General features: G+C 67.1%; 14 protein-coding genes. 8 read left to right on the top strand and 6 right to left on the bottom strand.

The window, feature by feature from the left end; genetic code table 11:
* The first annotated feature begins 244 nt into the window (after positions 1-244).
* Positions 245-601, top strand: a complete 357-nt coding sequence (locus tag ACE3QM_RS06045; RefSeq protein ID WP_374420928.1) for a VOC family protein — start codon at positions 245-247, stop codon at positions 599-601.
* 504 nt (positions 602-1,105) lie between these two features.
* On the opposite strand, the gene fepB is transcribed toward ACE3QM_RS06045, so the two are convergent.
* Both fepB and ACE3QM_RS06035 read right to left on the bottom strand, forming a co-directional pair.
* A complete protein-coding gene (fepB, locus tag ACE3QM_RS06040) occupies positions 1,106-2,119 on the bottom strand; it encodes a Fe2+-enterobactin ABC transporter substrate-binding protein (protein WP_231465169.1) in 1,014 nt (337 codons plus the stop codon).
* Between the two features lie 297 nt (positions 2,120-2,416).
* On the bottom strand, positions 2,417-3,280 hold the full coding sequence (locus tag ACE3QM_RS06035; protein ID WP_374420926.1) for a M949_RS01915 family surface polysaccharide biosynthesis protein: 864 nt from the start codon (positions 3,278-3,280) through the stop codon (positions 2,417-2,419).
* Positions 3,281-3,465: 185 nt separating this feature from the next.
* On the opposite strand from ACE3QM_RS06035, the gene ACE3QM_RS06030 reads away from it, so the two are divergent.
* Positions 3,466-4,461, top strand: a complete 996-nt coding sequence (locus ACE3QM_RS06030; protein WP_048411314.1) for a PHB depolymerase family esterase — start codon at positions 3,466-3,468, stop codon at positions 4,459-4,461.
* An 18-nt stretch (positions 4,462-4,479) separates the two neighbouring features.
* Here ACE3QM_RS06030 and ACE3QM_RS06025 read toward each other — a convergent pair whose 3' ends face one another.
* Positions 4,480-5,367: a LysR family transcriptional regulator gene (locus ACE3QM_RS06025; protein ID WP_048411315.1), complete on the bottom strand. Its 888-nt coding sequence runs from the start codon at positions 5,365-5,367 to the stop codon at positions 4,480-4,482.
* Between the two features lie 119 nt (positions 5,368-5,486).
* Between ACE3QM_RS06025 and ACE3QM_RS06020 the strand changes: the two genes are divergently transcribed.
* The gene (locus ACE3QM_RS06020; protein WP_374420923.1) at positions 5,487-6,686 is read left to right on the top strand and encodes an MFS transporter; all 1,200 of its coding nucleotides are present in this window, start codon (positions 5,487-5,489) and stop codon (positions 6,684-6,686) included.
* Here ACE3QM_RS06020 and ACE3QM_RS06015 read toward each other — a convergent pair.
* From ACE3QM_RS06015 to ACE3QM_RS06005, 3 genes are read right to left on the bottom strand one after another with little or no spacing between them, the layout of a single operon-like run.
* Positions 6,641-7,420: an EAL domain-containing protein gene (locus tag ACE3QM_RS06015; RefSeq protein ID WP_374420921.1), complete on the bottom strand. Its 780-nt coding sequence runs from the start codon at positions 7,418-7,420 to the stop codon at positions 6,641-6,643. The genes ACE3QM_RS06020 and ACE3QM_RS06015 overlap by 46 nt on opposite strands.
* Before the next feature lie 52 nt (positions 7,421-7,472).
* Entirely contained in the window at positions 7,473-7,928 is a 456-nt protein-coding gene (locus tag ACE3QM_RS06010; RefSeq protein ID WP_374420919.1) for a DMT family transporter, read from the bottom strand.
* Entirely contained in the window at positions 7,925-8,383 is a 459-nt protein-coding gene (locus tag ACE3QM_RS06005; protein WP_374420917.1) for a DMT family transporter, read from the bottom strand. Before ACE3QM_RS06005 ends, ACE3QM_RS06010 begins: the two co-directional genes overlap by 4 nt.
* Positions 8,384-8,476: 93 nt before the next feature.
* Here ACE3QM_RS06005 and ACE3QM_RS06000 point away from each other — a divergent pair, with 93 nt between their 5' ends.
* The 5 genes from ACE3QM_RS06000 (at position 8,477) to ACE3QM_RS05980 (ending at position 14,426) form a co-directional block, all read left to right on the top strand.
* Positions 8,477-9,409 (top strand): LysR family transcriptional regulator, encoded by a 933-nt coding sequence (locus ACE3QM_RS06000; RefSeq protein ID WP_231581058.1) that lies wholly within the window; start codon positions 8,477-8,479, stop codon positions 9,407-9,409.
* A 411-nt stretch (positions 9,410-9,820) separates the two neighbouring features.
* Entirely contained in the window at positions 9,821-10,459 is a 639-nt protein-coding gene (locus ACE3QM_RS05995) for an acyl-homoserine-lactone synthase (RefSeq protein ID WP_374420915.1), read from the top strand.
* A 60-nt stretch (positions 10,460-10,519) separates the two neighbouring features.
* On the top strand, positions 10,520-11,851 hold the full coding sequence (locus ACE3QM_RS05990; protein WP_197081536.1) for a 3-dehydroquinate synthase II: 1,332 nt from the start codon (positions 10,520-10,522) through the stop codon (positions 11,849-11,851).
* 63 nt (positions 11,852-11,914) lie between these two features.
* On the top strand, positions 11,915-13,006 hold the full coding sequence (locus ACE3QM_RS05985; RefSeq protein WP_231462108.1) for an SDR family oxidoreductase: 1,092 nt from the start codon (positions 11,915-11,917) through the stop codon (positions 13,004-13,006).
* Positions 13,007-13,016: 10 nt separating this feature from the next.
* Positions 13,017-14,426: a hypothetical protein gene (locus ACE3QM_RS05980; protein WP_048411319.1), complete on the top strand. Its 1,410-nt coding sequence runs from the start codon at positions 13,017-13,019 to the stop codon at positions 14,424-14,426.

Genomic DNA, 14,426 nt, shown 5'->3' with positions numbered 1-14,426 from the left:
AGTTCGTCGAGCCCGGTTTCGCGCGCTTAGAACCTGTTTACGATCTGCTGCGCGTCGGCGATACAGCGTTAAAAACGCTTTCAGAATGCTCATGTACCACCTGTACATTCCGCTTCTTCAACCGTTTTCGCCTTGTCTCGCCTTAGCTCGCGAGATCGTAAACACGTTCTTATGAGCAGGCCGCCTTCGGGCGGCCTTTGTTTTGGCTGCGGCCAGCCTGGCCACAGAGACATGAACTTCATGGATGGGAACGACCATGCTTCACCACATCTCTTTCGGCGTCCGCGACTTGGGCCGCTCCGGCGCGTTTTACGACGCGGTGCTCGCCCCGCTGGGCTATGTCCGGGTATTTGAGCACGATACGGCGCTGGGTTACGGCAAGGCCGGCGGAGGCGACAAGTTGTCGCTGAAATGGGTGCCCGAGGTCGCGCTTCCCGGCGATGGCTTCCATCTGGCTTTTGCCGCCGAAACCCCTGATCAGGTGCGCGCGTTTCACGCGGCCGCGTTGCAACACGGCGGGCGCTGCAATGGCGCGCCGGGGCCGCGGCCTCACTATGGATGTCATTATTTCGCGGCTTTCGTCGTGGATCCGGATGGCTAGCGCATCGAAGCGGTGATCAATAAAGCCGGCTGAGTCGGTCTCGGCGGATGATTTGGCCGGCGGAGGGCTGTCAGTCGGCGTTGCGTTGTTTGAGGCCGATGTGTTCTTGAAGTCGCGCTGGGCTCGTTTGAGCCGAGAGCTCGATATCGCATTCCACCCCCAGGGTTGCGCCGTGGCGCCCCTGGGGTTTTTTGCGTCCAAGGCCGGCGTGACCGAAATTGGCCTGGGTTTTGGATGGGGGGTGAAATATACGAAACTATCGAAACAAAGGTATCGATTGCTGTAATTGTAAATTTTAAAATGAATAACATTGATTATTTACTTTAAAAAATTACAATTGACGAGGACGTGGCGGCTAAGCGGCGCAGACAGCCGGAACCGGGCATGGCGGTGGAGATGACGCGAACAACTGCTGGAATGGGATGGAGGTGGAGCGCGCTGCGCTCCGGGAAGGCGGAAGAGGAGGGGAAGGCAGGCCAGTTCAGACGCTGGCCTGCATGCCGCTTATTGGAACTGCCGGGCCAGCCGCGCCAGCAGATTGCGCGAGCTGTAGTAATCGAGGCGGAAGGTGTCGAAACCGGCGGCAAAAACCTGCTTGCCGCGCACCGCGGCATTGTCGGCCAGGAAGGGATTGGCCAGCACGCGCGGCACCATCGCGGGCTCGGCGTTGAACAGCATGATGCTGTTGCCGCGCAGGCCTTCGGCGAATTTCTCGCCGGACAGCTGCACGATGTCGCGGCGCACGCCCTGACTGGTATTGCCCTTGACGCTGTCCGGCGCGGTGGCGAGCGTGAAGCCCAGCGCTTGCAGCAGCTTGCCCTGCGCCGATTCCGGCGTCCACAGATTGGCCCCGGAGCCGTTCTCGTAATAGACCATCGCGGCGGTGGGCTGCGGCGGCAGCTTGAGGCGGGTTTTCAGGCGCGCCACTTCGGCGTCGAAACCGGCGATCACCGCCTGGGCGTCGGCTTCGCGGCCGCTGGCGCGGCCGAGCAGCAAGGCCAGTTCCTGCCAGCTCTTGTCGTCGTAATTGACCACCAGGGTGGGCGCCAGCTGACTGAGTTGCTCGTACAGCTTGAGCGCGGAGTCGCCGCCGGTGCCGGCCATCACGATCAGGTCCGGCTGGGCGGCGATGATGGCCTCGGCGCTGGGTTCTCCCTGGTATAGCGCTTGCACGCCGCGTTGCTTGGCCACCTCGCCCCATTGAGTGAAGAAGCCCTGGCTGTCGGTGACCTTGGAATTGGCGGCGCTGCCGCCGCTGGCCACCACCGGCGCCTGGATGGCGAGCAGGGTGCCGGTTAGCGTCACGCTGGTGGACACGATGCGCAGCGGCGGCCGCTGCAGCGTCAGCGGGCCCTTGGGCGTGTCCAGCGTGCGCGGCCATTGGCCGGTTGCTGCGTTGGCGGCGGGGCCGGCGGCGTTTGGCGCCGGCGCGTCGCAGGCGCTCAGCAGCAGGCCGAAACCGGCGGCCAGCAGCAGCCGCAAGATGGCGCGGCGCGGCGGGATGGAATGGAGAGGCATTGAATGTCCTTGTTTGCGAAAGCGCGGGTGGTTGGCGCGATTTTATTGCAAACAAGAATTGTTATCATTAATACCCAAGCTAAAAACCGCCGCGCGAGGCCTCTCGGCGGCGGGATGTGGCGTTTTGGCATCGGACGGCGGGAGCCTGCCGCCGGCCTTGTCCGGCCTAATAAGCTGTTTACGCGCTGCTGCGCGTCACGGTGAGAGCGAGCTCAAAATGCTCATGCACCAGTCGTACCTACCGCTTTTCACTCGTTTTGTTATCTCACCCTTGCCCGCTAGATCGTAAACAGACTCTTACTCCTGCTGGCGTTTGATCCAGCTGCTTTCCAATTCGCGCATCCGCGCGAACCATTGCTTGCGCATGTATTTGACGAAGGCGGGCGGCGCGGTGGCGAAGTCGTTTTCGTCGGTGTAACAGCCGGGCAGATAAGGCGGCTCGAATTCCCGCTCCCAGCCCTTGGCCTGCAAGGCCAGCTGCGCCTGCGGGCTGCAGTCGGTGGGCAGCGGCAGCCTGGAGGAAAGGCCGTGCTCCGGGTCCAGCCAGCTCATGCCCTGGCGGTCCAGGCCGCGCAGACCGTATTTGGCCTTGCCGGCGTGGAGGATCAGCTTGTAGTCGTTGGGGCTGACGTCGCTGGTGCAAGTGCTGTGGTAGCCGATGACGGTCTCCAGCACGCCGTCGCGGTTCAGGTCGGGAAAGCTGAGCGCGTCCAGGTCGAAGCCGGCGCCGGCGTCGAATTCGCAGCGCTCGACGCCGTCGCTGAGCATCCACTGCCGGCGCGGCTTGCCCTGGCCCAGCGTGTATTGCGCGGCGTAAAGCACGGCGCTCTGGGTGCCGTCGGCGGCGCGCTCGTCTTGCCGTTCTCCCAGCACCAGCAATTGCTGCCCGGCGGCATCGCTCCAGCCGTAGGCGGCGGCCAGTTTGCCGCGCAGTTCCACGCCGTCCGGCAGCGAGGCGAGCCGGTGCACCGGCGCCGCGGCGACCGGCGCGCTGGCGGGGCTGGGCGCGGCAGCGGGAGCGGAGGCCGTGGCGGGAGCCTGCGCCGCGGGCTGGCAGGCGCTCAGCAGCAGAACGATGGCGGCGGGCAGCCAGACGCGGTGTCGCGGGAGCGCGGGGAGAGTGCTCATTCCATGTCTTTGTGGCAATGGGATAAGCGGCATAGTACGAAATCCCGGCCGGCCGTGACAGTCCTGGCAGCGAATTTCGCCACGCCGCAGCTGGCCGTAGGGATGGCTTTTGCCGACAAATCATGACATTGCATTAATTTGCGCCGCGGCCTTGCGATAATCCCGAGGTGCCGGCGCGACAGGCGCGCGCGGCCGCATGAACGGGAAAGGGAGGGCTTATGTTGTCCAAGCGTTTGCTGTGGTTGTGCCTGGTTCTGGCGCAGCCGGCGCTGGCGGCGGAACCGCTGCCGGCTTATCACGGGGATGCCAAGGAGTCGTCGGTGTCCGGTCTGTCGTCCGGCGCCTTCATGGCGGTGCAGTATCAAGTGGCGTTTTCCGCCTCGGTGCGCGGTGTCGGCGTGGTGGCGGGTGGACCCTATTATTGTTCCAAGGGCACCCTGGCCGGCGCGGTGCCGTGCATGAGCGGTCCGCCGCCGTCGGCCGCCGGCCTGGCGCTGACGACGCAGCAGTTCGCGCTGGCCGGTCAGATCGATCCGCTGTCCAATCTGGCCAAGCGCCGGGTGTATCTATTCAGCGGCAGCCAGGACAATACCGTGAAGACGGCGGTGGTGGACAGCGCCGACAGTTATTTCCGCAAGCTGGGCGTGCCGGCGGCGCGCATCGAGTACCAGCGCGGCTTGCCGGCCGGCCATGCCCAGATCACGCCCAGCTATGGCAATGATTGCGGCGAAACCAAGTCGCCCTATGTCAATCACTGCGAATGGAAGGGCGAGGGCTACGATCAGGCCGGCGCGATCCTGAAGCAGATTTACGGCTCCTTGCAGCCGCGTGCGGGCCAGTTGAGCAGCCAGGTGGTGGCGTTCGACCAGACGCCCTATGCGCCGCCGGGCAGCAGTCTGGCCGACGAAGGCTATGTCTATGTGCCGCGCGCCTGCGCCGAGGGCGCGTCCTGCAAGGTGCATGTGGCGCTGCATGGCTGCCGCCAGTACGCGGGCGCCGTGGGCGACGCCTACTATGCGCATGCCGGCTACAACGAGTGGGCGGACAGTAATCGCATCATCGTGCTGTATCCGCAGACCACGGCGCTGCCGCCGGGCAATCCCAATGGCTGCTGGGACTGGTTCGGCTACACCGGCATCAATTTCGCCTGGAAGAGCGGGGTGCAGATGCGGGCGATCAAGGCGATGGCGGACAAGCTGGTGTCGGCGCCCTGAACCTGGTTCCGGCGGCGTTCAGCCGCCGGGAAAGCCGCGTTCGGCGAAGAAGTCGATGAAGGCGCGCAGCCGCGGCGGCAGATAGGGCGAGCTGGGCCATAGCAGGTAGAGCGTGCCGCTGCGCTCGGCCCAGGCGTCCGGCAGCGCCTGCAACCGTCCGTCCGCCAGTTGGCGGCGCACGGTGAAATCCGGCAGGCAGGCGATGCCGGCGCCTTGCTCCGCCAGCTGGATCAGCGCGTCGCCGGTATTGGCGCAGGCATGGACCGGCAGCGCCGGCGCATCCTCGGCGAGGCAGGCCAGCGGCCACGGCGCCAGTTTGCCGCTGCGCGGATAGCGGTAATGCAGGCAGCGATGGCGCGTCAGCTCGGCCGGCGCCGCCGGCAGGCCGTGGCGGGCGAAATAAGCCGGCGCCGCTAGCAGCCGCATGCGGTAGCCGCCCAGCCGCCGCGCGCTCAGCCGCGAATCGCCGGGTTCGCCGCCGCGTACCACCAGATCGAAACCCTCGCCGATCACATCCACCAGCCGGTCGCTATAGTCCAGGTCCAGCTCGATATCCGGGTAGCGTTGCATGAAGGCGGCCAACTGCGGCGCCAGCACGCCGCATTCATGCGGCAAGCCTATCTTCAGCCGGCCGCGCGGCGCGGCCTGGCCCAGCTGCAGTTCGCGCTCGGCCGCCTCCGCCTCGTCCAGGATGCGCCGGCAGCGCTGCAGGTATTGTTCGCCGGCGGCGGTCAGCGTCAGCCGCCGGGTGCTGCGTTGCACCAGGCGCACGCCCAGCCGCTGTTCCAACCGCGCCAGTCCTTTGCCGGCGGCGGAGGCGGAAATGCCCAGCTGCCGTCCGGCGGCCACCAGGCTGCCCTGCTGGGCGATGTGGGCGAATAGCTCGATGCCGCTCATTTTCTCCATGGCCTGCCTCGCTAATTACGGAATCCAGTTCCGTTATATATGGAATTAAAGACTATTTATCCGTATCACGATGGAATCTAGCATAGGCGCTTATTCATGTGCGATACGGGAGAAGCGGGATGGCGGGCAAGAACGGCGAGGCGGCGATGCCGGCGACGGTGTATCTGCTGGGTTTGTGCATTTTCGCGATGGCGACATCGGAGTTCATGGTGGCGGGGATGATGCCGTCGCTGGCGGCGGCGCTGGGCGTGAGTCTGCCGGCGGTGGGCAATCTGGTGTCGGCCTTCGCCGCCAGCGTGGTGCTGGGCGGGCCGGCGCTGACTTGGCTGCTGCGCTCGGCGCGGCGCAAGCACAGCCTGATCGGCCTGCTGCTGTTGTTTCTGGTCGGGCAGGCGGTGGGCGCGCTGGCCGGCGATTACCAGCAGATGCTGTGGTCGCGGCTGATCTGCGGCGTCGCGCAGTCGGCTTTCTTCGGCGTGGCCCTGGCCTTGGCGGCGGAACTGGTGGGCGAACAGCGAGTGGCGCGCGCCGCCGCGCTGGTGCTCAATGGCCTGATGCTGGCCTCGGTGGCCGGCCTGCCGCTGGCGGCCTGGGTGGATCAGAACTGGGGCTGGCGTTTGAGTTTCTGGCTGGTGGCCGGCATGGTGGCGCTGGCGGCGGCGGGCATCGCCGCGCTGACGCCGTCCGGCGCGCGGCCGCAAGCCCTGAGCCTGGGCGAAGAAGGGCGGCGGCTGGCGCGGCCCAGCCTGTGGGCGGCTTATCTGAGCAGCGGCCTGATCATAGGCGCGGTCTTCGCCGCCTTCACTTATCTGGCGCCCCTGTTCACCCGGGTCAGCGGCTTCGCCGCCGCGACGCTGCCCTGGCTGTTCGCCGGCTACGGGCTGGCGACGGTGCTCGGCAATCTGTGCAGCGGCCGGCTGGCGGACAGCCATACCCGCGCGGTGCTGCGCGGCGGCTTGCTGGTGCTGCTGATGGCGCTGGTGGCGCTGGCCTTGCTGGCGCAATGGCAGGCGGCGACGGCGGTGTGCGTGCTGCTGCTGGGCCTAGCCGGCCTGCCGATGAACCCGGCGATGGTGGCGCGGGTGGTGCGCGCCGGCGGCAGCGGGCCGATGGTGAACAGCCTGCACATGTCGGTGGTGAACCTGGGGCTGATGCTGGGCTCATGGGGTGGCGGCGCGCTGTTGGACGCCGGCTGGAGCCTGCGCGCGCCAGTGTGGCTGGGCGCCGCGCTGGCGGCCTTGGCCTTGGCCAGCCTGTGGCTGGACCGCGCCGGTCACAGCTGGCAGGCCACCGGCAGCTCGGCCGGCATGCCCAGGTAGAAGCCCTGGTAGAGTTCGACCCCCAGCTCCTGCATCGCCTGGTGCTGTTCGCTGGTTTCTATGCCTTCCACCGCCATGCGGCAGCCTATCTGCCAGCCCAGCTCCAGCAGCACCGGCAGCCGGTGGCGCTCGCCGGACATATAGTCCAGCAGCAGGCTGCGGTCTATCTTGATCAGGTCCGGGCACAGCGCCTTGACCTTGCCGTGGCGCGCGGCCACCGCGCCGAAATCGTCCACCGACAAGCCGAAGCCAGCTTCCGCGGTCAGGCGCAGGCTGTTGATCAGCGGCTGGCCGTGGTGCTCTACCTCGTATTCCGGCAGCTCGAAGATCACCCCGGCGCTGTCCAGCTCCAGCGAGTCCAGCAGGCCTTGCAGCAGCGGCAGGTGAGTGCGGCCGTCATTGTCCACGACGGCGGTCTGCGCCAGCAGGTTCAGGCTCAGGCAGCCGGCCTGGCCGCTTTGCGCGAAGTTGCGGATGTGGATCAGCCGCGCCAGCTGGTCCGCCTCCAGCGCCAGTTCTGGCTGCAGGCTGGCGAAGAAGGCGTCCGGAGGCGGCGATTGGCCATCCAGCGTGCGGACGCGCAGCAGCGCCTCATGGCCGAACACGCCGCCGCTGCGGTAGAACAGCGGCTGGAACACGCTGCTGAACTGGTAGCCGCCCAGCCGCGCGCAATAACGGCCGTCGGCGTCGCGGTACAGCTGCCGTTCGGAGTGGGGGCCTAGGGGTGGGACCATGGTTGTCTAGCCGCGCGGAGTGGACTTTCAGCATAGCAAGCATTGCGCGGCGCTACCGGGCGGCGGCGCGCGCCATCGCCGGCTGGGCCGCCGGCCGCCGCGCCAGCCACAGCCCGGCCAGGATCAGCGCCGCGCCCAGCAACTGGGCCAGCGCCGGACGTTCGATGCCGGCGAGGCGATCCAGCAGGATGCCGGTCAGCATCTGCCCGGCGATCACCAGCAGCGTGGTTTTCATCATGCCCAGCCGCGTCAGCACATGGCTGTTGACCGCGACGAACAGCGCGCCCAGCACGCCGCCCAGATAAGCGCCGACCGGCGCGTCGGCCAGGCCGCTGCCGGCACTGCCGGATAGCATCGGCAGCAGCGCGCTCAGCAGCAGGAAGCCCACCAGATGATTCCACCAGGACGCGGCGAAGGCGCCGCCTTGCTGGGCCAGGCGGCCGTTGATGGCGCGGCTGGCGCCGATGCAGACGCCGTTGAGCAGCGCCAGCAGGATGTAAACGCTCATATCGGCTCCTGAACGGCGAAGATCAGCACCGCGCAGCCGCCGAGCACCAAGAGCGCGGCCAGCGCGTCGTGGACGGTCAGCGCGCGCCGGGCGGCGAGCAGGCCGAAGCGTTCGCACAGCAGGCCGAATAGCAACTGGCCGGCGATGGCCAGCGCCAGGGTGCCGGCCAGCGCCAGCGGGCTATTGACCGCGATGGCCGCCAGCGCCACCGTCAACGCGCCGGGCAGGCCGCCCAGATAGGCCCAGCGCGGCGGCCGGCCGGCCGCCGGCGCTGGGCTAGATCGCGCTGTCGCGCGCCACAGCGCCAACGCCGTCAGCGCGCCCAGGCCATGCGCCAGCCAAGAGGCTTGCAGCGGGCCGCTGTGCGCGGCCAGCTGGCTGTTGCAGTGAATCATCCAGGCCAGCATCGCGCCGGCGGCGAGCGCCAGCGGGCTGTCCAGCCGTTTTGTGTCCATGGTTGTTATCTCGCGTCAAGGTGTGGCGGACACTGTATATCGTGGCGTGATGCGCGATAATCCGGTTTAGTGGAAACGGATAGTGGAGTCAAAGTGGACAATATCGGAGAAGGCGAGCGTTTTGCCGCGCTGCCCTTGTTCGTCGCGGTGATCGAGTGCGGCAGCTTCGCCGCCGCCGGCCGCAAGCTGGGCTTGAGCAAGTCCGCGGTCAGCAAGCGCATCCTGCAACTGGAGGCGCGGCTGGGCGTGCGGCTATTGCAGCGCACCACCCGGCGTCTGCATCTGACCGAGGCCGGCACGCTGTACCACGGCTATGCGCGCCGCGCCTTGAGCCTGGCGCGCGAGGGCGAGGACGCCATCGCCCGCTTGCAGAGCCAGCCGCGGGGCCTGCTGCGCATCAGCGTGCCCATGGTGTTCGGCCGGCTGCATCTGTCGCCGCTGGCGCCGGAATTCCTGGCCGCGCATCCCGGCGTGCAGCTGGACATGCAGATGGACGACAGAATGGTGGACCTGGTGGAAGGCGGCTTCGATCTGGCGATCCGCATCGGCCACCTGCCGGAATCCAGCCTGATCGCGCGTCGCATCGCTTCCTGCCGCAGCGTGATCTGCGCGGCGCCGGCCTACCTCGCCCGCCATGGGCGGCCGGAAACGCCGGCGGAGCTGGCCGAGCACAATTGCCTGCGCTACGCCTATTACCGCGGCGGCGCGGAATGGACGCTGCAAGGCCCGGACGGCCCGGTGGGCGTGCCGCCGCGCGGCAATTACCAGGTCAACAACAGCGAGGCGCTGCGCGATGCGCTGCTGGCCGGGGCGGGCATCGCCCAGATGCCCACCTTCATCGTCGGGCCGGACCTGGCCGCCGGCCGGCTATTGCCCTTGCTGGAGCGCTATCCCTTGCCGCTGCACGCGGTGTACGCGGTGTTCCCCGAGCGCAAGCATGTGCCGGCCAAGGTGCGGGCCTTCCTGGAGTTCATCGACAGGCGGCTGGGCGGCGAGCCGCCGCCATGGGAACGGGAAAGTTCCTGAAGCGAGCCGTTTGAAACACTGTCCTATGGGTCAGTTATCGCCGTTTCCGGCTGAGCCATCCTGATGGCCTCGCTGGCGCGGCAGCCGCGTATTTCTCGTCGCTCCATCAGCGCTTCTCCGCCGTGAAATCGGCGTCAAAGGCCCGCCACGCGGGCCTTTTGTCTTTTCCGCGCCGCCATCGGCGCTAGCCATCGCCGCGCCGCTCGCCCCTGGCCCACCTAACAGTTCTGCTAGCTTACGCCCGCTCCTGTCGCTCCCTACGATGCAAGCCAGGTCGGACAGCCCGGTTTGCTGTTCGATTCGACCCGCAAGTTCATGAAAGCAAACATGAATTTTTTATGAACCCAGGTCGGTGCCCGCGGCGTGAAGTCCGGCGTGGCCTGTCCTGCGATGTGGAAGGCGATGTGTCGAATGAATGGTTCCGCTTTGAATGTGCAGATTGTCCGGCGTGAGCTGCTGCCGGTGGCCGACCTTGAAAACATGCTGCGGCTGCGCGCCCGGTTTTTCCACGAACGCATGGGTTGGGATGTGCGAGTGGAAAACGGCATGGAGCGGGACGGCTACGACGAGCTCGATCCGCACTATCTGCTGATGAAAAGCCGCGATGGCTGCGTGCAGGGCTGTATGCGGCTGCTGCCGACGCTGGGACCGAACATGCTGCGCGACGTGTTTCCGTCGCTGCTGGCCGGCCAGCCGATTCCGGCCGACGCCCACGCCTGGGAAATCTCCCGTTTCGCGCTGAACCTGGATGGCTCCTGTCGTTACCACGCGCAGCGGCTGGAGCATATCCGCGCCGCGCTGCATCAACTGGTCGGTTTCGCTAGGGAACGCGAGATCCACCGTTATGTGATGGTCACCACCCCGACGGTGCAGCGCTTGCTCGCCCAGCTCGACATCCGGGCGCAGGCCCTGTCGGCGCCAACCCGTTTCGGCGTGGACGAGGCGCTGGTGTTGTCGGTGCCGCTGACCGCGGCCAACCGCCGCGCGGTGGCCCCGTCCGTGTTTTCGATGCCGTCGGCGCCGCCCGTCGTCATCCGGGCCTGGCAGTGAACCGGGCCTTGTTTGTCTCTTTTTCTCGCAACCGCTGTTGCTAAACCACCTGGAACCACCATGGAACAAACCTTGAGCAAACGTCCGTCCGCGAGCGCGGAAAAAACCGCAGCGGCCGACAAGACCGCGGCCAACGACAAGCAGGCGGAGCAACGCAATCCCACGACGCCACGCGAACCGGTGCCGCCGAGCAACGCCGCGCTGTCCCCGTTCACCACCGAGATGCGCAGCAACGATGGCAACGTGCTGTGGTACGACTCCAAGGTGCTGGCGGCGCTGAGCGAAGAGGGCCGCCGCGCCATCATCCAGCGTTTGGGCCAGGGCCGTTACAACGGCATCGTGCTCTACGCCGACAACCTGAAAATGCTGAGCCAGGCGGTGTCGCCGCGGCTGCAGCGCGTGCTGCACATCGAATCGGCCGAGCAGTGGGCCGAGTTGTCGACGCAGATCGCGCCGACCGCCGGCAAGGAACTGATCCAGGTGTCGGTGATTTCCAGCAGCCAGCCCTCTTTGCTGGCCGCCGCCCGCGCCGCCGGCTTCCGCACCAGCTGGCGCGCTCACGTCGATAACGCGGCGTCCTTGCACGCCTCCTTCCACGACGGCATGCACTACGATTTCCTGATGGTGTCCTTCAAGGATCCCACCAATATCCCGCTGGAACTGGTGATCGCCGAGCTGCACAAGACCAATACCGTGCTGCTCAAGGAAGTGAACCAGGACGTGGACGACGCGGTGATCGCGCTGGGCGTGCTGGAACTGGGCAGCGACGGCGTGCTGGTGGCCTTTACCGACATGGAGCAGTTCGACCGCTTCGCCCACAAGATGGACGCGCAGGCCACGCCGCGCATCGATATCCAGGTTGGCGTGATCGAGCGCATCACTCACCTGGGCCTGGGCTACCGCGCCTGCATCGACACCACGCATATGTTCAACCCGGACGAAGGCATTCTGGTTGGCTCCACTTCCACCGGCGGCATCCTGTGCTGTCCCGAAGTCTTCCACCTGCCTTACATGGAACTGCGTCCGTTCCGCATCAATGCCGCCTCGGTGCACAGCTATGTGTTCCAGGCCAATGACCGCACCAGCTATATCAGCGAGCTGCGCGCCGGCAGCACGCTGACCACGGTGAACGCCCGCGGCGAAACCCGCCAGATCTTCGTCGGCCGCACCAAGACCGAAATCCGCCCGTTGCTGCTGATCGAGGCCACCTTCCCGCAAAACCGCAAGGTCAACATCATCATGCAGGACGACTGGCACGTGCGCGTGTTCTCCGACGAGGCCAAGCCGCGCAACGTCACCGAGCTGAAGCCGGGCGATCGCGTGCTGGGCTTCGGCACCGAGCCGGGCCGCCACGTGGGCGTGAAGGTGGACGAACACATCATCGAACTCTGATCCGCCGCGGAAGCGCCCCCGCGGGGGCGCTTCGACGGCTCATCGCGCAATGAGGAGCATCAAGTGCATCAGATCCTGATTTCCGGCGCCACCGGCTTTGTCGGCGGCGCCCTGGCGGCCAATTTCCTGGCGCGCGGCGCCCGCGTGCTGGCCCTGTCGCGCAACGACCCCGACGGCATGCGCACCATCAACGCGGTGGTGGCAGCGGCCAAGGGCTGCGGCCTGGACATCCGTGGCGCGCTGGAAAGCCATCTGGACGTGCTCAACGTCGATTTCGCCCAGCTGGAAGAAACGCTGGACGGCGCCGCGCTGGCCGGCGTCACCGAGGTGTGGCATGTGGCGGCGGAGATGAGCTACTCGTCCCACAAGCTGTCGCAGTCCTTCGCCACCAACGTCGGCAACAGCACTCGGCTGTACGAGGCGGTGCAGCGCCACGCGCCGGCCTGTCGGCGCTTCTACTATGTATCCACCGCCTACGTGGCCGGCATGGCCGGCGGCCTGGTCAAGGAAGAGCTGCATGCGCGCAGCCACATGGCCAACACCTACCAGGTGACCAAGTGGAGCGCGGAGCAGGCGCTGCACCTGCTGTACCAGCGCCACGGCCTGCCGGTGACCCTGTTCCGCCCCAGCGTGGTGGTCGGCCATCGCCACACCGGCTGGGCCTTCCGCAACGGTTTCGGCTTCTATATGTTCCTCAACGCCATGGTGGCCATCGCTCAGGCGGGCCACAAGGAATTGGCGGTGGATCTGGCCGCCGACAGCCGTCCGGACCTGGTCTCCATCGACCAACTGGTGGCCGATGCCTGCGCGCTGACGCTGCGTCAGCAGCAAGGCCGCGACTTTGAAGTGTTCCATTGCGCCGGCGGCCGTTCCGAGCGCATGGAGGACATCGTGAGGATGTGGGGCGAAGTGGCCGGCGTGCGCGCCGCGCTGGGCGCGCCGGCTTCGGCGCTGGACCAGAAATTCGACCGCGCGGTGGAGCCCAACCGTCCGTTCGCCAACCAGGAATGGCAGTTCGACCGCAGCCGGCTGGATGTCGCCGCCAACCGCGCGCAAACGCCGGCGCCCTTGTCGCTGGACGAGCTGCGCATGCTGTGCGCCTGGTATGCCGACGACGCGGCGGCCGAGCAGGCCGTCGCGGCCGAAGCCAACTGAGGAGGCTGCCGTGACCTCTCAGACCGCCACGCTGCCCGTCCGCTCGAACGTCGCGGAGGTCCGGCCGCTCGACGCCTTGTCGGAAGCGTTCGTCCACCTGGGCGAACTGGCCAACGTCAACACCAACCAGATCATCATCGTCGATGGCCGGCTGGACGCCGCCATGCTGGAGCAAAGCGCGCGCCTGGCGCTGGCCGGAGTGCCGCTGCTGCGCGCCCGGCCGTTGCCGGGCCGCCCCGGCCTTCAGTCCGACGCCTTCAGCGGCGCGCGCAGCCTGGTGCGCCATCGCGAACACGCCGGCGCCTGCGATTTCGGCGATACCGAGTTTCGCCGTCTGCTGATGGACTTCAGCCACGATAATCGGCTGGACTGGCGCGAGCGCGCTCCGGTGCAGCTATTGCTGATCACCGCCGCCGACGGCGCCAGCAGTTGCGTCTATCTGTGCACCCATCACGGCGTGGCGGACGCGCGCAGCGACAGCTTGCTGTTCCGCCTGATCATCGACCATTACGCCCATCTGAGCGGCGCGGCGGCCACGCCGCCGTCGTCGGAGCCGCTGCCCTTCGACACCCTGGCCGAAATCCGGCCGGATTGGTATCGGCCGCTGACGCGGACCCTGCGCTGGCTGCGCGGTTTCCGCAGCGTGGCGGCCGACCTGGTGCAGCGCGACATCGGCCTGCGCGTGCCGCTGAGCGGCTCGCGCTGGGAAGGGCGCTCCGCTCATCCGCGCATCGGCGAGCTGGATTTTTTCCACAGCGTGCTGCCGGAGGCCCTGGCCGAGCGACTGATCCGCGTGGCGCGCGCCACCGGCGTCACCGTCAATACCCTGCTGTGCGCGGGGCTGGCGCGGCACCTGGAGCGAGCCAGCGAACGCGGCGACGGCATGTTGCGCATCACGTGCGCGGTCAGCCTGCGCCGGCTGATAGACCCGCGCTACGACCGCAGCTTCCGCAACTACCTGGTGCCGAGCAAGATCCGCGTCCGCCTGGGACTGGGCGCGCGCGGACTGATCCGCTCGGTGCACCAGGCCATAGGCGCGGCGCGCAGCGACCGGCAACTGAGCACCGAGCTGGGCCGGCTGGAATCGTTGTTGCTGGCGCTGCGCCGCAGGCCGCTGCACGGCGTTGCCCGCGCGCTGATCGACGGCTGCCAGGGCACCAACGCCTGCTATTCCAATCCGGGCCGCATCGAGGAGGACTTCTCCAGTTTCGGTTCGGAGCGGCACCGCACCCGGCAATTCATCGGTTTCGGCTGCCTGGTGCCGCCGTACGACTTCATTCTTTACACCCCCACCGTCAACGGCCGGATGCAGCTGGACGTGGTGTATCGCCGCGCCGCCTTCAGCGCCGTTCGCCAGCAGTTCGTCGGCCCCTTGCTGAGCGAGCTGCAGCGTTTGCTGGACGAACTCGAGACCCCCTGA

This window comes from Chromobacterium sp. (genome assembly GCF_041912965.1).
In the GTDB taxonomy this organism is placed as follows: domain Bacteria; phylum Pseudomonadota; class Gammaproteobacteria; order Burkholderiales; family Chromobacteriaceae; genus Chromobacterium; species Chromobacterium aquaticum.
This window is presented reverse-complemented; position numbering and strand designations above follow the sequence as displayed.